The organism is uncultured Desulfovibrio sp., from assembly GCF_902477725.1.
In the GTDB taxonomy this organism is placed as follows: domain Bacteria; phylum Desulfobacterota; class Desulfovibrionia; order Desulfovibrionales; family Desulfovibrionaceae; genus Desulfovibrio.
On sequence record NZ_CABSIF010000006.1, the window covers coordinates 194,936 to 211,918 of the forward strand.

19 protein-coding genes are annotated in these 16,983 nt (G+C 57.9%); 14 read left to right on the top strand and 5 right to left on the bottom strand.

Going from position 1 to position 16,983, the window contains the following annotated elements; genetic code table 11:
- The first annotated feature begins 33 nt into the window (after nucleotides 1-33).
- The 7 genes from RDK48_RS07375 to RDK48_RS07405 all read left to right on the top strand — a co-directional run bounded on the left by RDK48_RS07375 (nucleotide 34) and on the right by RDK48_RS07405 (nucleotide 8,025).
- Complete coding sequence (locus tag RDK48_RS07375) at nucleotides 34-2,055, top strand: ATP-binding protein (RefSeq protein WP_298998511.1); 2,022 nt, start codon at nucleotides 34-36, stop codon at nucleotides 2,053-2,055.
- Nucleotides 2,056-2,188: 133 nt separating this feature from the next.
- Nucleotides 2,189-3,580, top strand: coding sequence for a glutamate--tRNA ligase (gene gltX / locus RDK48_RS07380; RefSeq protein ID WP_298998513.1), 1,392 nt, complete (start codon nucleotides 2,189-2,191; stop codon nucleotides 3,578-3,580).
- A 27-nt stretch (nucleotides 3,581-3,607) separates the two neighbouring features.
- Nucleotides 3,608-4,039 (top strand): hypothetical protein, encoded by a 432-nt coding sequence (locus RDK48_RS07385; protein WP_298998516.1) that lies wholly within the window; start codon nucleotides 3,608-3,610, stop codon nucleotides 4,037-4,039.
- A gap of 486 nt (nucleotides 4,040-4,525) precedes the next feature.
- The gene (locus RDK48_RS07390; protein ID WP_298998518.1) at nucleotides 4,526-5,539 is read left to right on the top strand and encodes a glycosyltransferase family 2 protein; all 1,014 of its coding nucleotides are present in this window, start codon (nucleotides 4,526-4,528) and stop codon (nucleotides 5,537-5,539) included.
- A gap of 75 nt (nucleotides 5,540-5,614) precedes the next feature.
- Entirely contained in the window at nucleotides 5,615-6,226 is a 612-nt protein-coding gene (locus RDK48_RS07395) for a hypothetical protein (protein WP_298998520.1), read from the top strand.
- Between the two features lie 113 nt (nucleotides 6,227-6,339).
- Nucleotides 6,340-7,251 (top strand): alpha-1,2-fucosyltransferase, encoded by a 912-nt coding sequence (locus RDK48_RS07400; RefSeq protein WP_298998522.1) that lies wholly within the window; start codon nucleotides 6,340-6,342, stop codon nucleotides 7,249-7,251.
- A 60-nt stretch (nucleotides 7,252-7,311) separates the two neighbouring features.
- The gene (locus RDK48_RS07405) at nucleotides 7,312-8,025 is read left to right on the top strand and encodes a DUF268 domain-containing protein (protein WP_298998524.1); all 714 of its coding nucleotides are present in this window, start codon (nucleotides 7,312-7,314) and stop codon (nucleotides 8,023-8,025) included.
- 124 nt (nucleotides 8,026-8,149) lie between these two features.
- Here the strand turns inward: RDK48_RS07405 and fliR are convergent, their stop codons facing one another.
- A complete protein-coding gene (gene fliR, locus RDK48_RS07410; protein ID WP_298998526.1) occupies nucleotides 8,150-8,941 on the bottom strand; it encodes a flagellar biosynthetic protein FliR in 792 nt (263 codons plus the stop codon).
- 204 nt (nucleotides 8,942-9,145) lie between these two features.
- Between fliR and RDK48_RS07415 the strand changes: the two genes are divergently transcribed.
- Nucleotides 9,146-10,063 carry a nitroreductase family protein gene (locus tag RDK48_RS07415; RefSeq protein WP_308587859.1) on the top strand — a complete coding sequence of 306 codons (918 nt, stop codon included), beginning with the start codon at nucleotides 9,146-9,148 and terminating at the stop codon, nucleotides 10,061-10,063.
- Nucleotides 10,064-10,155: 92 nt separating this feature from the next.
- Here RDK48_RS07415 and RDK48_RS07420 read toward each other — a convergent pair whose 3' ends face one another.
- Together RDK48_RS07420 and nth are read right to left on the bottom strand one after the other, a co-directional pair.
- Nucleotides 10,156-11,109 carry a chemotaxis protein gene (locus tag RDK48_RS07420; RefSeq protein ID WP_298995283.1) on the bottom strand — a complete coding sequence of 318 codons (954 nt, stop codon included), beginning with the start codon at nucleotides 11,107-11,109 and terminating at the stop codon, nucleotides 10,156-10,158.
- A 123-nt stretch (nucleotides 11,110-11,232) separates the two neighbouring features.
- Nucleotides 11,233-11,910, bottom strand: a complete 678-nt coding sequence (nth, locus tag RDK48_RS07425) for an endonuclease III (protein WP_298995280.1) — start codon at nucleotides 11,908-11,910, stop codon at nucleotides 11,233-11,235.
- Between the two features lie 151 nt (nucleotides 11,911-12,061).
- Here nth and cutA point away from each other — a divergent pair, with 151 nt between their 5' ends.
- Genes cutA through RDK48_RS07450 form a run of 5 tightly spaced genes read left to right on the top strand, consistent with a single transcriptional unit; the run spans nucleotide 12,062 to nucleotide 14,881 of the window.
- Nucleotides 12,062-12,406 (top strand): divalent-cation tolerance protein CutA, encoded by a 345-nt coding sequence (cutA, locus tag RDK48_RS07430; RefSeq protein ID WP_298995277.1) that lies wholly within the window; start codon nucleotides 12,062-12,064, stop codon nucleotides 12,404-12,406.
- Between the two features lie 35 nt (nucleotides 12,407-12,441).
- Nucleotides 12,442-13,395 carry a carbohydrate kinase family protein gene (locus RDK48_RS07435; protein WP_298995274.1) on the top strand — a complete coding sequence of 318 codons (954 nt, stop codon included), beginning with the start codon at nucleotides 12,442-12,444 and terminating at the stop codon, nucleotides 13,393-13,395.
- A 58-nt stretch (nucleotides 13,396-13,453) separates the two neighbouring features.
- Complete coding sequence (locus RDK48_RS07440; protein ID WP_298995271.1) at nucleotides 13,454-13,912, top strand: VOC family protein; 459 nt, start codon at nucleotides 13,454-13,456, stop codon at nucleotides 13,910-13,912.
- Between the two features lie 13 nt (nucleotides 13,913-13,925).
- Nucleotides 13,926-14,354, top strand: coding sequence for a DMT family transporter (locus RDK48_RS07445; RefSeq protein WP_298995268.1), 429 nt, complete (start codon nucleotides 13,926-13,928; stop codon nucleotides 14,352-14,354).
- 56 nt (nucleotides 14,355-14,410) lie between these two features.
- The gene (locus RDK48_RS07450) at nucleotides 14,411-14,881 is read left to right on the top strand and encodes a YbaK/EbsC family protein (RefSeq protein ID WP_298995265.1); all 471 of its coding nucleotides are present in this window, start codon (nucleotides 14,411-14,413) and stop codon (nucleotides 14,879-14,881) included.
- A gap of 152 nt (nucleotides 14,882-15,033) precedes the next feature.
- Here the strand turns inward: RDK48_RS07450 and RDK48_RS07455 are convergent, their stop codons facing one another.
- Nucleotides 15,034-15,402, bottom strand: coding sequence for a DUF134 domain-containing protein (locus RDK48_RS07455; RefSeq protein ID WP_308587860.1), 369 nt, complete (start codon nucleotides 15,400-15,402; stop codon nucleotides 15,034-15,036).
- Nucleotides 15,403-15,488: 86 nt separating this feature from the next.
- The gene (locus RDK48_RS07460; RefSeq protein ID WP_298995259.1) at nucleotides 15,489-15,854 is read right to left on the bottom strand and encodes a DUF5320 domain-containing protein; all 366 of its coding nucleotides are present in this window, start codon (nucleotides 15,852-15,854) and stop codon (nucleotides 15,489-15,491) included.
- Between the two features lie 149 nt (nucleotides 15,855-16,003).
- Between RDK48_RS07460 and RDK48_RS07465 the strand changes: the two genes are divergently transcribed.
- Complete coding sequence (locus tag RDK48_RS07465; protein WP_298995254.1) at nucleotides 16,004-16,840, top strand: Mrp/NBP35 family ATP-binding protein; 837 nt, start codon at nucleotides 16,004-16,006, stop codon at nucleotides 16,838-16,840.
- Nucleotides 16,841-16,983 lie beyond the last annotated feature (143 nt).

The following is a 16,983-nucleotide window of genomic DNA, read 5'->3' on the forward strand; positions in this document are numbered from 1 at the left end:
TCTTGGAGTGGCAAAACAGCTATGGATGGTACAATGGAAAACGGGGGAGTTATGGCCGCAAAAAGCGCTGCAAAAGACGCGTCCCGCAATGAGGACTGGAACAGCGAAGCCTTGGCTGCTGCCAATGTGGGGCTGTGGGTCATTGATATAGACAGAAACACCGGTCATATATCCATGCTTGCCAATCCGGTGACCCTGCGCCTGCTTGGTGCAAGCGAAGAAATGACCCCCGCAGAGTGCTTCAACTTCTGGGTGGACAGGGTTGATGCCCGCTCCCGCCCCCATCTGTGGGCCATCCATGACGAATTTATTGCAGACACTGCCATGCATGAGGTGCGCTACCAGTACAACCATCCCACGTGGGGGCTGGTGCCTGTGCGCTGCGGCGGGCGGCGCATCAGCGCCGATCATGATGATGTTGTGCGGGTTGTCGGCTATCATCAGGATATGACGGAGCTGCACGAGGCGCATCAGAGCCTGCGCGAGGGGCTTGTGCGGCTTTCTCTGGCCTGTCGCCTGGGCTGGCTTGGAGTTTTTGAGATAGCGCGCCTTGAAAATTCCGGTCTGGACATCACAGGCAACGATGTTTTTTATGAGCAGTTTGGCATCAATACGGCCTCGAACACGGCGGACAGACTTGAGATCATGGGTTCGCGCATTGTAAGCGAGGATCAGCCCAAGTGGCGCAAACTGTGCAACCCCGCAGGGTGGACGGCTGGCGGGCAGGAGCATCTGGATTTGCGGGTTGCTCACCCGCGTAAGGGCTTGCGCTGGTATGCCCTGGCCTATGAGATTGTGAGCGGGCCGGGAGTGCTGCGCATTGCCGGTTATATCAGCGATGTGACTGAGGCGCGCCAGCACGAGCGCATCCTGCGCGAGGCCAAGGAGGCCGCCGAAGCCGCCAATGCCGCCAAGAGCATTTTTCTGGCCAACATGAGCCACGAGATACGCACCCCCATGAACGGCATCATGGGCATGGCGCATCTGGTGCTCAACACCCCCCTGAATCCCCAGCAGCGGGATTATGTGGAAAAAATCCATGCAACCTGTGAATCTCTGCTGGATATCATCAACGATTTGCTGGATTTTTCAAAAATTGAGGCCAACCATCTGGAGCTTGAAAATCTGCCTTTTGAGCCGCGCAAGGAACTTGAGTCGGTCATGTCCCTGCTGCGGCCCAAGGTTGGGCACAAGCTCAAGGATTTCAGTCTTGAGAGTCACATGGACCCTCGCGTCCCGGAAATCCTCTCCGGTGATGCCCTGCGCCTGCGGCAGATCCTGCTGAATCTGGGCGGCAACGCCCTGAAATTTTCCGAGCGCGGCACGGTGCGTCTGGCCGTGGAGCTGCTGGAACAAAGTGACGGCAAGGCGCGGCTGGCCTTTCTTGTGAGCGATGAAGGCATTGGCATGTCGCCCGATGAACTGGCCCGCGCATTTACGCCTTTTTCGCAGGCGGATACGTCCATCACCCGCAGATTTGGCGGCACGGGGCTTGGCCTCTCCTTATGCCGCCGCCTGATCGCCCTCATGGGCGGGAGCATTTCCGTGCAGAGCGAGCCGGGTCAGGGGAGCGTTTTTCGTGTGGAACTGCCCTTTGCCATTTGCAGCCAGGACTGCGCGCAGGAGCAGGCAGAAGAAAGCAGCGGGGACGAAGCCGCATCGCTTAAGGGCCTGCGGGTTCTTTTGGCCGAAGACGGCGATATTAACCGCGAGATCATGGAAGTGCTGCTGGAAGACATGGGCATAACCTGCATTTCTGCCGTCAACGGGCAGGAGGCCGTGGAAATCTGGAACCAGCGGAGCGCGGAGATTGATATTGTCCTCATGGATGTGCAGATGCCGGTTATGGACGGCTATTCCGCGACGCGCGCCATCAGGGCCAGTAACCTGCCGGAGGCGAAAACCGTGCCCATTATCGCCATGACGGCCTATGCCATGCGAGGCGATGCGGAACGCAGCATGCAGGAAGGCATGGACGCGCACCTGACCAAGCCCGTTAACCTTGCCGATCTTCGGCGCACGCTCAAACTTTTCAGCCGCAACCCGGCAGAGTAGAAATGTCTGATGCTCTGCGGACGGCAGCAGGCTTGCCGGACGCGGCAAAGCCGCCTTCACTTGCGCAGCGGCCCTTGACACTCAGCCGCCCATGCGCGACCTTCCCCCCAACGCCAGTTTCAAGGAAAGCAACATGACTCAAGTGGTAACCCGATTTGCACCCAGCCCGACAGGGCATCTGCACATAGGCGGTGCACGTACCGCCATTTTTTGCTGGCTTCTGGCCCGCCACTCCGGCGGACGTTTTCATCTGCGCATTGAAGACACTGATTTGCTGCGCTCCAAGCAGGAATATACCGATTCCATCTTAGCCTCCATGCGCTGGCTTGGGCTGGACTGGGACGGCGAGCTGACCTACCAGACCCAGCGGGCCGACGTGTACAACCGCTATGTGGACAAGCTGCTGGAAACAGGCCACGCCTACTGGTGCTCCTGCACGCCGGAAGAAGTGGAAGCCATGCGCGAAGAAGCCCGTCAGAACGGCCTGAAGCCGCGCTATAACGGACGCTGCCGCGAACGGAACATCGGCCCCGGCGAGGGGCACTGCGTGCGCCTCAAGGCGCCTGTGGCGGGCAAGGTGGTTTTTGACGATCTGGTGAAGGGCAAGATAGCCGTGGATGTCACCGAACTGGACGACATGGTTATCCGCCGCGCAGACGGCATGCCCACCTACAATATGGCCGTGGTGGTGGACGACTACGAAATGGGCATCACCCATGTTGTTCGCGGCGACGACCACGTTTCCAACACGCCGCGCCAGATTCTTATTTATGAAGCTCTGGGTCTGCCCGTGCCCCGCTTTGGGCATGTGCCCATGATCCTTGGCCCGGATCGGCAAAAGCTCTCCAAGCGCCACGGCGCGCGGGCTGTCATTGAGTATCAGCAGGACGGCCTCTTGCCTCAGGCTCTGGTGAACTATCTGGTGCGGCTTGGCTGGTCGCACGGCAATCAGGAGCTGTTCACCAAGGAAGAGTTGATCGAATATTTTGACGGCACCAACCTGAACCCTGCCGCTGCGGCCTTTGACCCGGCCAAGCTGGAATGGTGCAACGCCCATTTCATGCGTGAGCTGCCCCTGCCAGAACTGGCGGCGCTGGTTGCACCTTTTGTGGAAGAGGCCGGGCTCGGCACATTGCCGCAAGAAAAGCTTGAGCCATTGTGCGTCATGTTCCGCGAGCGGGCCAACAACCTCAAGGCGCTGGGCGAGGCCTTCCGTCCGCTGGTGGTGCCTGCCGCAGAACTCAGCTATGTGGAAAAGGACAAGGCCAAGCATTTTACCGATGCGGGCAAGGCGCACTTGCAGGCCCTCTCGGCTGTTTTTGCCGCGTGCGAACCTTTTACCGCTGGAGCTCTCGAGGCCGCGCTCAACGCCTATGTTGCCGACAACGGGCTGAAGTTCAAGGAAGTGGCCCCGCCTCTGCGCACGGCTCTCATGGGCTTTATGGGCGGCTCGCACCTCAATGAAATCATGGCCTTTCTGGGCAAGCAGGAAACCCTTGCCCGACTGCAACGGGCTATGGGTTAGCTGGTACAGCGCGCAAAGGAAAATTGCATGATCGAAATCTCGCGCAATGGGCAGCTTCTTGCCATGATCCTGCGGGCCGACTTTAAGGACGAGGGCATCCGTTTTTTTACGCCGGATACCTTCTCCCAGCAGCTTGGGTACATGAACCGGCCCAAGGGCTATGTCATCCCGCCGCACGATCACAACGCAGTGCCGCGCACCATTGAATGGACGCAGGAAGTGCTCATCATCAGGACGGGCAAGGTTCGGCTCGATCTGTATGAACCCAGCACCAGAGAATACCTTGAAAGCCACGTGCTCCTACCCGGCGACATAGTGCTGCTGGCTCACGGCGGACATGGCTTTGTGATGCTGGAAGAGTCCGAAATCGTGGAAGTGAAGCAGGGCCCCTACGCCGGGGAGTATGACAAGGAACGGTTCAGCCCCATCGGGGAAGAACACGTGCAGATCAAGGAATAGGGTGCGATTCGTAGCCGCGGGAAAAACTTCGCCCGCGTGCGGTATGACTTGCGAGCAAGGCAAGCCAATGAATTGGGCAGCCTTTTTGCCCGCAGGGACCCGGCATTATGTGCGGCTCGCCCCTCGCATCATACTTGTGGGCAAGCAGGAAACCCTTGCCCGACTGCAACGGGCTATGGGGTAACAGGCGTTTTATAGTCAAAACCTCGCGCAACGGGCAGTTTTGCCACGAGTGCCTGAGTTGATTTGAGCGGCGAGGGTATCCGGATTTTTACTGCCGGATACCCTCGTGGCGCAGAATAGGCGTATGTTACCCCCAGGCTGCCTTCCCGCCCCGTGCACTGACGCGTCTGAGCCCGGGGTTGCCTGAAGCGTGCGCTTCTTCTGAAGCAGCAAGCTTGCGCATCCGCGCTGGTATTGAGATTGCACGCAAGGGAAGGTGGAAAAGAGTGCCTTTGCGGCCTTGCGTCTTTTCAGGGGGGGATAATGCCGGATCTACAGGGCGAGGATGTCGCGGGCGCGCCATGCCCGAGCCATAGCAGCAGACCGCTGGTGTCTTTTTTTGCGGCAGGCCGCAATGTGCAGGAGTATGTGGAGCAGGCCATGCGCTCCATGCTCGACCAGACAGTTGATGATTTTGAATTGCTCATGCTGGATGACGGCTCCACCGACAAAACCTACGACGTCATGATGGGCGTGCAGGACCCGCGAGTGCGGGTTTTGCGCAATACAGAGGGGCAGGGCATCGCGCGCAGTCTCAACCGGCTTATGTCCCAGTGCCGGGGGCGGTACTGGGCGCACATGGACGCGGACGACATCTGCGCTCCGCAGCGCCTGGAAAAGCAGCTTCAGCTCATGCAGGCAAACCCCGATATTGGTATCTGTGGGTGCCATTTTGTGGCCTTTCTGCCATCCGGTGAGGGCGGGCTTTTCAGGCTGCCTCTTGATTCAGAAAGCATCAAGGCCAACTTGCTCTTCAAAGCGCCGATGGCGCATCCTTTTGTGACCTTTGACGGGGATCTTTTTTCCCGCCTCGGCATACAGTATTCTGAAAAAATGGTCTGCGCTCTTGATTACGAGCTTTACCTCAGGATATTTCTGCGTCATCCGCAGATGGCTTTTGCCAATGTGGATGATGTGCTCGGGTTTTATCGCAGGCATGACGCGCAGATTTCCACGGCCCGCAGTACCGAGCAGGCGCAGTATGCCTTCAGGGCGCAGATGCAGGTATTCCAGGCGCTGGGTGTTGCGCCTGGCAACCGCCTGATGATGCATCACCGCCATCTGCATGGCGGTGTCCCCGTTGAAACCGCTGAAGATATGTCTGGGCTTGTGGATTGGGCTGTCACCCTGCGCATGGCCAACGCAACCAGAAAACTTTTTTCGCCTGATATGTTCAATGCCCTGTTGTATGACCGGCTTGCAGCCGCCATGCAGCGCAGTCCGCATCTGGCGCAGCCCCACCTGTGGCGGCTGCAAAAGTGGAATTGTCAGCAATGACAGGGCCGCACCGATGGACCTCACGGGCCAGAACAAGGCATGACGCCTGCCGCAACCGTGCGCAATGAGGTAATGATGGATACCACTCTTCCTCCCCAGGAAAGCTTGCAGCCCCAGATGAGCGAAGCCGAAGTGGCCCTCATGGACAAATATACGCCGGATGGCTGCATTCTCGAATTTGGGGCCGGCGGAAGCTCGGCCTTTTTTGCAGAAAAAGGCGTACGCCAGCTGATCAGCGTTGAATCTGACAGAGAGTGGATAAACCGCATGCTGCTGGGCAACAGCACTCTGCGGGAATGGGCCAAGGCGCGGCGCTGGTGCCCCTTTCATGTAGAGATAGGGGCTACGGGCGAATGGGGATTTCCTCTGTCGCATGAGCCTGACGTGGCGTGGCTTAACTACCATCAGGTCATATGGGATGCCGTTGACGCCTCAAGTCTGGATTTTGTGCTTGTGGACGGAAGGTTCAGGGTTGCCTGCGCCTTGCAGCTACTGCTGCGCACCGGGGAGAAAACACCGCTGATCATGGTGCACGATTTTACGCCCCGTGAGTATTATCATGTGCTGCTTGAGTATTTTGACGTGGTTGAGCAGGCCGATACCGCCGTCATTCTGGAGCGCAAGACGCCAGTATCCTTTGCAGAAGTGGCTCTATGCGTGCAGCGGCATCAGTTTGACAACCGGTAGGCCTGTGCAGAACCGCTTGCAGACCGGCACCGTTTGAGGAAGGCGACCTGTCGGTATGGCAGGCCCAATAGCTCTTTTTTTGACCGCATCCATGCCCATCCCTGCAACTCACGGTGATTGCGCATAAAGGAGCCGCAATGTCTTTTTCGATCGATGTAGCCGCTATCCAGCGTACGGCGCTTGTGAAGGTGGATGGCGGCCTGGGCAGTCAAATGTGGCAATACGCCCTTTCGTTGGCTGTGGGGAAACACAGTTCCTTTACGGTAAAACACGATTTGTCCTGGTTTCGCCATTACGGCAAAGATATACGCGGGGTCGAAAACAGGTTTTTTATCCTTAACCGGGTTTTTACCAATATCAATCTGCGCTTTCCTTCTGAAAACGAACGCCTGTTCTTTCATATAGCTCTCAATCACTATCCCGACAGCATTTGCAATTTTGATCCTGATATCCTTGCCTTAAAACAGCCCACCTACCTCGGCGGCTATTATGTCAATGCGCAGTATGTAACCAGTGCGGAAAAAGAAATCCGCGAGGCCTACGTGTTTGCGCCGGCAGTGGAAGAGAGCAACCAGGCCATGCTGCAAACCATACATGCCGCGCCGATGCCGGTAGCCGTGCACGTACGCCGCGGCGACTACATTGGCTCAATGCATGAGGTGCTTACCACACGGTATTTTGAACGCGCCTTCAAAATTTTGGCAGCGGCGGTGCAGCCAAAGCCAACGTTTTTTGTTTTCTCCAACGGCATGGAGTGGACAAAAAAAGCCTTCGCCGGTCTTCCCTACGATTTTGTTTACGTGGATGCCAACGACAACGACAATGTCGCCGGGGATCTCTTTTTGATGACGCAGTGTAAACACTTCATCATCTCAAATTCTTCGCTGAGCTGGTGGGGGGCCTGGCTTTCGCAGCGGGCGGAGAATAAAACCGTCATCATGCCCAGCAAGTGGCGTGGCGGTAAAAGCCCCATCCCGGGAGAATGCATGCGAGTGGAAGGCTGGCATATGTGCCCGGTAGAATAACGGGCGCGCACCCTGTTTTTTGCATTTTTTGCGGCAACGATCAGCGATACTGGGGGATATGTGAAAAGTGAAGAAATGGCGCTGAAAGAACGGTTTCTTCTGCGGTTTCTGGAAGTGGCGGAGCAGCTGCAAGATGACGGGCGTTTCCTCTGCCGCAAGGAAGATCTGCACCCCTGTCTGAATGATGCGCAGGGCACAACCCCCTTTGACGCCCATTATATCTACCATACGGCATGGGCGGCACGCGTTCTTGCACGCACGCGGCCTGCAAGCCATATAGACATTTCTTCGAGCCTCTATTTTGTGTCTATCGCGTCGGCCTTTGTGCCCATCACGTTTTACGACTATCGTCCCGCCCCCCTTACTCTTGGCAACCTGCGCTGCAAGCGGGCCGACCTTACCAGCCTCCCCTTTGCTGACGAAAGTGTGGATTCACTGTCGTGCATGCACGTTGTGGAGCATATTGGCCTTGAGCGCTACGGCGATCCTTTTTCCCCGCAGGGGGATATTACAGCCATGCGCGAACTGGTGCGTGTTCTTGGCAAGGGGGGGCGTCTGCTCTTTGTTGTTCCCATAGGCGGGGTGGCAAAAATTCACTACAACGCCCACCGTATCTACACATACAGCGCGGTGTTAGAGGCCTTTGGCTCCCTGTGTCTTGAGGAATTTGCCCTTGTCACCGACAGGGGAGAATTCATTGCGCATGCCTCAGAAGCGGAAGCGCAGCAACAGAAGTACGGCTGCGGTTGCTTTCTTTTCAGAAAACAGAAGTAGCCTGCATGCCGCCTGAACTGCTGGAGGGGGATGGCTGCGTCAATGGGGCCTTCTGCACTGGCAGTGTTTTGGGATAGGAGCGACAGGAGAAGCCGGGCGACTTGTTTTGGATTTTGTCAGGGACTTACTGGTACAAGGGACTCATGGACCGCAGCAGGTTGATGAACAGGCCGTCCAGCCCCTGCACAAAGGATGCGATGCGGTCAGACATGATGACCATGAGCAGCCCCAGAAAGAAAAAGCCCACCATCACCTTGATGGGGAAACCAAATTCCATAATGGGTATCTGCGGCGAGGTGCGGGCCATGAGGCCCAGCGACACTTCAACCATGAACAGGGCCACCATGACCGGGGCTGCGATCTGCAAGGCCAGCACAAACATCTGCGACGCCAGATACAGGACCTGACGCAGCACCACGGGCCCGATAAACAAACCTCCCGGCGGCACCAGGTCAAATGAGGCCGCAAATCCCTTGATCATATACAGATGCCCGTCAAGACTAAGAAAAACGAGCAGGGACACCATCCACAGAAAAAATGCCGTGACGCCTGTCTGGTTGCCGGTGAGCGGATCGGCAAAGTTGATCATGGTAAAGCCCATCTGAAAGCCCAGCAGCTCACCGCCCGCCTGAATGCCCATAAACAGAAAATTGACGGCCATGCCAAGCACCAGACCCAGCACCATCTCTCCCAGCATCATGAGTGCCACGTCAAAGGGATGCGCAGGCAATGCGGCGGCTGGGAGCGTGAGGTGCGGCCATACGCCCAGGCAAAAAACAATGGTTATGGCCGCCTTGACCTGCGTGGGGATGTTGTTGGTGGAAAATACGGGCAGCATGAACATGACGATACTTACGCGCATCATGGTGAGCAGCAGGCTGAGCACACTGGCCGGATCGTAATTATAAACATCCATATATTAAGTTTTGCAAAAAGGTTGCCAAGTATTTCGTCACGCTTGTGACGCCCAAGGACAGGAGAGCGAATTGATTGGAGCGGCAAGCCTGAAATGGGTGTCACACGATACCAGCATCGAACGGTTCCCGGTATGGTTTGCTTGATGCGTTCTGTCCTGGGTACTACTGTGACGCACCTACTATCACTGCTGCAAGGGGATATTATGGCCATTCCCACATCGCGCACGCAAAGCGCGGCCACTGTCTGCATTGAAACCGCACTCTGCACTGGCTGTGGCCAGTGCGTTGCCGTGTGCAAGGATTTTGGCCTGCGGCTTGAAGGCGGCAAGGCCAGTCGTGCCCCCCAACCTCTTTTTGGCTGCGTGGGTTGCGGTCATTGCATGGCTGTTTGCCCCGTCGGGGCCATAACCGTGCGGGGTCGGGCGTTGGGGCCGGACGATGTGTTTCCCTTGCCGCCCAGGAGCAGCGCCGCGAGTTTTGATGCGTATTACGCCCTGTTGCGGCGGCGTAGAAGTGTGCGCGAATTTATGCCCGCCGAGGTGGAGCCCGGGCTGGTTGACCGCATCCTTGACGCAGCTCGCACCGCGCCCATGGGCGTACCACCTTCAGACGTCAATGTGCTTGTGCTGGACAGCAGGGAGAAAAACCGCGCCTTCACCAGTGATTTTTGCGCACACCTCAAAACCCTTGGCTGGCTCACTGCCCCATGGTTTCTTGCGCTCATGCGCCCATTCTGGGGCAAGGCCAATGACGGGCTGTTCCGCAATTTTGTGCGGCCTGCGCTGGCGGCGTTCACGTCTTCAATGGATGCGGGGAAAAATATCGTCACCTATGACGCGCCCCTGACCATGTATTTTTACGGTTCGCCCTGGGCAGACCCCGCGGATCCGCTGGTGGCCGCATCCCTTGCCATGCTGGCGGGCGAGGCTCTGGGCCTTGGCACCTGCATGATAGGTTCCATCCACCCTTTGTTGCAGTGGGGCGGCAGCGCTGCGCGTTTTCGCAAACGGCATGGCATCCGCTGCAAAAGCCGCGAGGGCGTGGTCGTGCTGTTTGGATATCCGAGCATCCACTATAGCAAGGGTATTGAACGGAGTTTTGCCTCGGTGCACAGGGCATAGACATCATTTATATAAAAAGCGCCGCAGGATATGTTTCTGCGGCGCTGGCAAATCTGACCGTGAGCTGATTGGAGCAAGGTTGCTCCGGCCCTTTATTTGTTCAGTTTTTCGGAAATAACTTCGCGTATGATCTTGTTCAAGCCGGGGAGGTCAGGCTTGGAAACCTGCCTGTCTGCCCCAACCTTTACGCCCTTTTCATACAGCGCATCGGTGATGAGCGAGGAGAACAGGATGATGGGCAGTGTGCTGAGGCCGGGGGTTTCACGGATTTTTGCCGTGAGCATGTGCCCGTCCATTTCCGGCATTTCAATGTCGGAAATAACCAGATGCACCACATCCGTAAGTTCCTTGCCCTTGGCCTGGGCTTCCTCACGGGTGTGCATCAAAAAATCCCAAGCGGCGCGCCCGCTGCCCACAGCCGTGACCTGAAAACCGGATTTTTCCAGCGATGACTGCATGACGTTGCGCAGCGAGCTTGAATCGTCAGCCACCAGCAGGTGGAACTGACCGGCACCTTCCACGGGAGAGGTGTCCACCTCAACCTGCGACATGTCCAGGGTGCTGTCGAGGCTGGCGAGGATTTTTTCCATGTCCAGAATAAAAAGTACGCGATCCTGAATACGCAGAACGCCCGTGATGCTTTCGCGCGAATATGTCTGCACGTACTGGTTCGGCGGCTCAATGCGATCCCAGGTCATGCGGTGGATGCTGGTGACGGAGGAGACCATAAACGCCGCCTGCACGCCGCTGAATTCGGTGACAATGACCTTGGTGTTTTCTTCCGTGGCCATTTCTTTGCCCAGCCATGCGGCAAGGTTCAATATGGGCAGCACCCTGCCGCGCAGATTGAACGTGCCAAGTACTGAAGGGTCGCACTTGCTGGGCACACTGGTGATATTGGGCAGGCGGATGATTTCAAGCACCTTGGCAACGTTGATGCCGTAATGCCCGCTGTAGACCTTGCCGTCCGGCTGCTTTTCATCAATGATAAATTCAATAATTTCAAGTTCGTTATTGCTAACGTTCAGCAAGCTGTTTTGCGACATGGCTTTCCATCCTGTGCTGCGGAAGGCGTGGCTTTCCACCGATATCGTGTGCTCCGTTTACGGGAACCGCTGTTGAGATGTATCGGCAGGATATGTATTCCCTTAAGGCCTATGTTCAAAAACCTATTTGCGCCCCTTCGCGGGCTTGGCGGCCTTGGGCGGTTCGCGCCGGGGGCAGAAGCTCAGCATTTCGCATGTGTCGCACAGGGGTTTGCGCGCATCGCACACTTCGCGCCCAAACCAGACCATGCGGTGGTTCACATCGCCCCATTCCTCGCGCGGAAAAAGTTTCATGAGGTCGCGCTCAATAGGTATGGGATCGGTTTCGTCCGTCAGCCCCAGGCGGTAGGCAATGCGTTTTACATGCGTATCAACAGCAAGCCCCTCGTTGATGCCGTATGCGCCAAACAGCACCACATTGGCTGTTTTGCGGGCAACGCCGGGGATGGTGACGAGGTCTTCAATGCTTTTGGGGATTTGCCCGTCAAAAACATCACGCACACGCCGCGCTGCCCCCAGCAGGTTTTTGGCCTTGCTGTGAAAAAATCCTGTGGGCCGGATGACGCTTTCCAGTTCTTCCAGCTGGGCCTCGGCCAGGGCGGCAGGGGTGGGCCAGCGGCGGAACAGCTCCGGCGTAACGGTATTCACCCTGGCATCTGTGCACTGTGCGGCCAGCACTGTGGCTACCAGCAGTTCCCATGCATTTTGGGCGTCCAGATGGGTGCGCGGGTGTGGATAGCGTTTTTGCAGGGCGGCAAGAACGTTCCGGGCCGTTGCCTGTGGGGATGATTTTACGCTCATGTCTCTTTATGCCACAGGGAGCGCATGCCCGCAAGCAAGGGCACTGGTGCGTGGCGCAATCCGTCGTGATGCAATCCCTTGCCCCGTTTGGATGCATATTGCACCCGTGGCTAGGGTTTGTTTTTTTTTCGGCTACGTGTAGCATGCCTATATGGAACACGAGGAAAACAGCAAGGTTTTTCTGGTCTATATGACCACGCCCACCCAGGAGGAGGCGCTGACGCTCGCGCGCGAGCTGGTGCGTCTGCGTCTGGCCGCCGGGGTCAACATGGTGCCCGGCGCGCAGTCGGTTTACCGCTGGAAGGGCGAGGTACACGAAGCCGGGGAATGCCTGCTTGTAGCCCAGGTGAGCGAGGCCGCATTGCCGGATTTTATGGCAAAGGCGCGCGCCCTGCACAGCTATGAAGTCCCCTGTGTGGTCGCCATGCCCATTGCAGACGGCCATCAGCCTTTTTTGCGCTGGATTACAGAAAACAGTCTGCCGCCCACGGCCTGACCAACTTTCATCCGTCACGTCATCAAGAGGAAACTATGTCCATCTATGTTTCAGGATCACTGGCTTTTGACCGCATCATGACCTTCCCCGGCAGTTTTCAGGATCACATCCTGATGGACAAACTGCACATGATCAACGTGAGCTTCATGGTGGACGGCATGGATGAACGGCGCGGCGGTTGCGCGGGCAATATTGCCTATTCTCTGGCCCTGCTTGGCGAAAAGCCCACCATCGTTGCCGCCGCTGGGCGCGACTTTGGCCCTTACGCCATTGTGCTGGAAAATATGGGGCTGCCTCTGGAAGGTATCCGCCGGGCGGAAGAAATCTTTACCGCCCTGTGCTACATCACCACCGACCTCAACAGCAACCAGATCACCGGTTTTTACCCCGGCGCCATGAGCCTCCCTGCCGATTACAGCTTCCCCGCCATTGATGGTGATAAGGACATTGCCATTATCTCCCCCGGCAATGTGGAGGACATGCGCCGCCTGCCGGGATTTTACCGCGAAAAGGGCGTTCCCTATATTTTCGACCCCGGCCAGCAGTTGCCCGTGCTTACCGGCAACGATCTGCTGGCGGCCATTGAAGGCTCCTTTGCCTGCATCACCAACGACTACGAACTGAACATGATCTGCAAGGCCACGGGCAAGAGCGAGGACGAACTGGTAGGCCGCACCCTGTGGCTTGTGACCACGCTCGGCGCCGACGGCGCGCTTGTGCGCGGCGCGGACGGCACGGAAACGCGCATTCCCGCTGTACCTCCCCGTCAGATTCTCGACCCCACCGGCGCGGGCGACGCGCACCGCGCGGGCCTGCTCAAGGGCCTGCTGCACGGGCTTTCCATGCCTGAAGCCGCCAAGATCGGCTCGGTGAGCGCCAGCTTCTGCCTTGAAAAAATGGGCACGCAGGAACACGAGTATTCACCGGAAGTCTTCCGGCAGCGGTATGAATCCGTGTTTGGCCCACTGCCCGCAGGCATTCTGGCTTAAGCGGCAGGCCGGCCCTTGCGGCAGACAATTTAAACGGGCTGTACCCCGGGGGTAAACCATGCAGAACAAGCTTCCAGAGGGTATACGGGTTCTGTTTGTGGCTGGTTTTGGCCCGGTGGTGGCCGACCCTGACGCAAGCGGCAAGCTGTACAGAAAGGTGCTGGGCCTGCCCCTGCGCCATGAAGAAGGTTACGAAGGCTATTGGCATTCCCAGTGTCTGGAGGGCGTAAAACATTTCGCCCTCTGGCCGCTGGAAAAGGCCGCGCTCTCCTGCTTTGGCGAGGAGGTCTGGCCGGAGCGCCTGCCTGTGCCGCAATCCTGGCTTGAGCTTGATGTGGAAGATATTGTTTCTGCCACGCGCATTCTTGAGCAGAACGGCTATGAGCTGCTCCTCCGGCTGAAGGAAGAACCCTGGGGGCAGACCGTCACCAGATTCCTCAGCCCAGAGGGTATACTCATGGCTGTTACGCACACGCCTTTTTTGCGCGAGGCGGCTTCGGCGGAGGAAACGGCCTGAGCAGGGAGGCGGCATGTACTACATTGCGCTGGTGGTATTTGCGGGCTGCATTGTGGCCCTGCAACCGCCCATTAACGCAGCCTTGAGCCGTACGGTGGGGCTGCTGGAAAGCGGGCTTATTTCCTTTGCCATAGGCGCGGTTTTTCTGGCTGTCCCCGTGCTGCTGATGGGGCGGGGCAATGTGTTCCGCGTAATTGAAACTCCTGTCTGGCAGTGGGCTGGAGGGGTGCTGGGCGCGTTCATGGTTGTGAGCACAACCATGGCCGCGCCGCGTATTGGCGTGCTGGCTACGCTGGTCGCCATGATTTTTGGCAACCTTGTTATGGCGGCCATTATTGACCACAACGGCTGGTTCGGCCTCAATACAATTCCTTTTGACTGGCGCAGAATGCTTGGGCTGGTGTTGGTGCTGGCGGGCATTGCCCTTGTGGTGCGCCGCTGATAATGCCTGCGGCGCGCGGCAAAAGGCTGGCGTTGCAGCAAAAATAAGGGAAAGAAATGCGCGTTGATGCAGTGCGGGAGTTTTTGGCCCGTCACGGTCTTGAAGAGGCATACCGGGAGTTTGAAGTTTCAAGCGCCACAGTTGATCTGGCGGCTCAAGCCATCGGCTGCGAGCCGGGGCGCATTGCCAAGAGCCTTTCCATCAGCGTCAACGATGCGCCGATGGTGCTGGTGGTCATGGGCACGGCCCGTCTGGACAACCGCAAGTTCAAGGACGCTTTTCACGCCAAGGCCCGTTTTATCAAGCCTGAAGATCTGGAGGCCCAGGTGGGGCATCCCATGGGCGGCGTCTGCCCCTTTGCCCTGCCCGAGGGCGTTGCCGTGTATCTGGACGAAAGCCTCAGGCGCTACGATCCTGTGTACCCGGCTGCGGGCGCGCCCAACAATGCCGCCAGGCTCACTCTGGCGGAACTGGAGCGGGTCACGGGCGGCGTGTGGGTGGACGTGTGCAAGAACGAAGAATCATGATTTTTTTTGCTGATACGCCCGTAGGATAATACTGCGTTGCGGCAGGTGCCGTGCGTGATCCTGCGGGCGCTGTATTTTTGACGTACCTGCGGGCGGGGCGTTCATCTGCGGATTGTTGCGTCAGAGCGGCCCCGGTGAGCTGGTTTTTTGCCCTACTGCCCAAAACCGCCGCGCCGTCTGTGGCAGCCGCCCACGCCGCAGCGTGTGCCGTGCCCGTCGCACAGTTCATAATCTCCGCCTTCTATGCGCAGCAGCTTGCCGTTCACCAGCGAGTCGGCCAGTTTTTTGCGCGCTTCCGCATAGATGCTCTGCACGGTGGTGCGGGCAATGCGCATTTTTTCAGCGCAAGCCTCCTGATTCATGCCCTCAAGATCAATGAGGCGCACGGCCTCATATTCGTCCACGGTCATGATGACTTCCTGCTGCACCTGCGGGGCGCTCTGCCCAAAACCCGGCAGCGGCCCAAAGTTGCGGTTTTCCGGCAGGCAGCAGACTTTGCGCCATTTTTTTGGTCTTGGCATGTAATCCTCTTGGGGGCCGTCCGGCAATGGCGCGCACAGGATGCGCACACTGGCCGGGCGGTCGTGCTCATTCATATGCGGGCACTTTAGCCGTTATTGCCCGCTGCGTCACTGCCTGCCGCAGGGCCTGCTGCGGGGCCGTTGCCCTGTTGCCTACCGCGACCCATACCGCACCCTTCGCCACGGCCCATGCTCTGGCCAGCTTCCTGACTGTTTGCGGCGCAGTTGCCGCCCCGGTTGCCATGTCGTTGCCCGTGGCGGCAGCAGCAGCGGCCTTGGCCCATGCCCATATTCTGGCTTGCATCCATTCCCTGATCTGCGGTCTGACCTGCGTCAGGCACTGCGCCCATGCCGCGACCTGCCGCGTTGGCAGCCTTGCCGCCGCATCTGCCCATACCGCGCCCTGTGCGCGAATCATTGCCCTCCGGCCCTGTGTGATCGAAACGAGGCATGTTACCCTCCTAATGTTGCCGTTATTGACATATGTCATAAATAGAAGTATGTGTGTTTTTGACATATGTCAATAATAAAAAATCAGACAAAGCTAATTTGCCTGAAAAAATGCTTCTGAAAGCAAACCATTCCGAGAGGACAATGAACCATGAGTGATTGCAATCATCAGTGCGGTTCCTGCGGTGAGCAGTGCAACGAGCGTAGCGAGGGGCAGGAGGCGCAGGTGGATTTTCGCGTCAAAACGCACCCCAAAAGCCGTGTTGGCAAGGTTATAGGCATTGTCAGCGGCAAGGGCGGCGTGGGCAAGTCGCTGGTCACATCCCTGCTGGCGGTAGCCCTTACCCGGCAGGGCAAACACTGCGCCATTCTGGATGCGGACATCACCGGCCCCTCCATCCCCCGCGTGTTTGGACTGACGGGCAAGGCCCATGTTGAGGGCGACGGCCTTGTGCCCGAGCGCAGCAAGGGTGGGGTGGACATCATGTCCATGAACCTGCTGCTGCCCGGCGATTCCGATGCCGTGCTCTGGCGGGGACCCATCATTGCCGGCGCGGTCAAGCAGTTCTGGTCGGACGTGGTCTGGCGCGATGTGGACTACATGTTTGTGGACATGCCTCCAGGAACAGGCGATGTGCCGCTGACCGTGTTCCAGTCCCTGCCGGTGGACGGTATTGTGGTTGTGACCTCGCCGCAGGAACTGGTGAGCATGATCGTGCAGAAAGCCATTGATATGGCGCGCCAGATGGATATTCCCATCCTTGGGCTGGTGGAGAACTACTCGTATTTCAAGTGCCCGGATAACAACAAGGAATACAAAATATTTGGCGAGAGTCACATTGACGCCGTGGCCCAGCGTTACGGCCTGAAGGTGCTTGCCCGCCTGCCCATTGACCCTGCCCTAGCGCAAGCCTGTGACAAGGGCGCCATCGAGGATGTCGACCAGCACTTTATGGACGGTGCATTGGCCGTGATTTCACATATGTAGGATCGCGTACAGCGTAGCGCCTGTGTGGCGTCTGTTGCGTATGGCCGCAGGGTGAGGGAGCCGTTGCACGGCTGGCCCCGCCTTGCGGCCATGCGCCTTTGCTGAATACGTAAAAAAGGGAGTATCTTTACCTTTGCTGCCAT

Bases quoted from the DNA above. Each gene is read 5' to 3' on its own strand.
- RDK48_RS07375 (WP_298998511.1), top strand. From the start codon at position 34: ATGGAAAACGGGGGAGTTATGGCCGCAAAAAGCGCTGCAAAAGACGCG.
- gltX (WP_298998513.1), top strand. From the start codon at position 2,189: ATGACTCAAGTGGTAACCCGATTTGCACCCAGCCCGACAGGGCATCTG.
- RDK48_RS07385 (WP_298998516.1), top strand. From the start codon at position 3,608: ATGATCGAAATCTCGCGCAATGGGCAGCTTCTTGCCATGATCCTGCGG.
- RDK48_RS07390 (WP_298998518.1), top strand. From the start codon at position 4,526: ATGCCGGATCTACAGGGCGAGGATGTCGCGGGCGCGCCATGCCCGAGC.
- RDK48_RS07395 (WP_298998520.1), top strand. From the start codon at position 5,615: ATGGATACCACTCTTCCTCCCCAGGAAAGCTTGCAGCCCCAGATGAGC.
- fliR (WP_298998526.1), bottom strand. From the start codon at position 8,941: ATGGATGTTTATAATTACGATCCGGCCAGTGTGCTCAGCCTGCTGCTC.
- RDK48_RS07415 (WP_308587859.1), top strand. From the start codon at position 9,146: ATGGCCATTCCCACATCGCGCACGCAAAGCGCGGCCACTGTCTGCATT.
- RDK48_RS07420 (WP_298995283.1), bottom strand. From the start codon at position 11,109: ATGTCGCAAAACAGCTTGCTGAACGTTAGCAATAACGAACTTGAAATT.
- nth (WP_298995280.1), bottom strand. From the start codon at position 11,910: ATGAGCGTAAAATCATCCCCACAGGCAACGGCCCGGAACGTTCTTGCC.
- cutA (WP_298995277.1), top strand. From the start codon at position 12,062: ATGGAACACGAGGAAAACAGCAAGGTTTTTCTGGTCTATATGACCACG.
- RDK48_RS07435 (WP_298995274.1), top strand. From the start codon at position 12,442: ATGTCCATCTATGTTTCAGGATCACTGGCTTTTGACCGCATCATGACC.
- RDK48_RS07440 (WP_298995271.1), top strand. From the start codon at position 13,454: ATGCAGAACAAGCTTCCAGAGGGTATACGGGTTCTGTTTGTGGCTGGT.
- RDK48_RS07445 (WP_298995268.1), top strand. From the start codon at position 13,926: ATGTACTACATTGCGCTGGTGGTATTTGCGGGCTGCATTGTGGCCCTG.
- RDK48_RS07450 (WP_298995265.1), top strand. From the start codon at position 14,411: ATGCGCGTTGATGCAGTGCGGGAGTTTTTGGCCCGTCACGGTCTTGAA.
- RDK48_RS07455 (WP_308587860.1), bottom strand. From the start codon at position 15,402: ATGCCAAGACCAAAAAAATGGCGCAAAGTCTGCTGCCTGCCGGAAAAC.
- RDK48_RS07460 (WP_298995259.1), bottom strand. From the start codon at position 15,854: ATGCCTCGTTTCGATCACACAGGGCCGGAGGGCAATGATTCGCGCACA.
- RDK48_RS07465 (WP_298995254.1), top strand. From the start codon at position 16,004: ATGAGTGATTGCAATCATCAGTGCGGTTCCTGCGGTGAGCAGTGCAAC.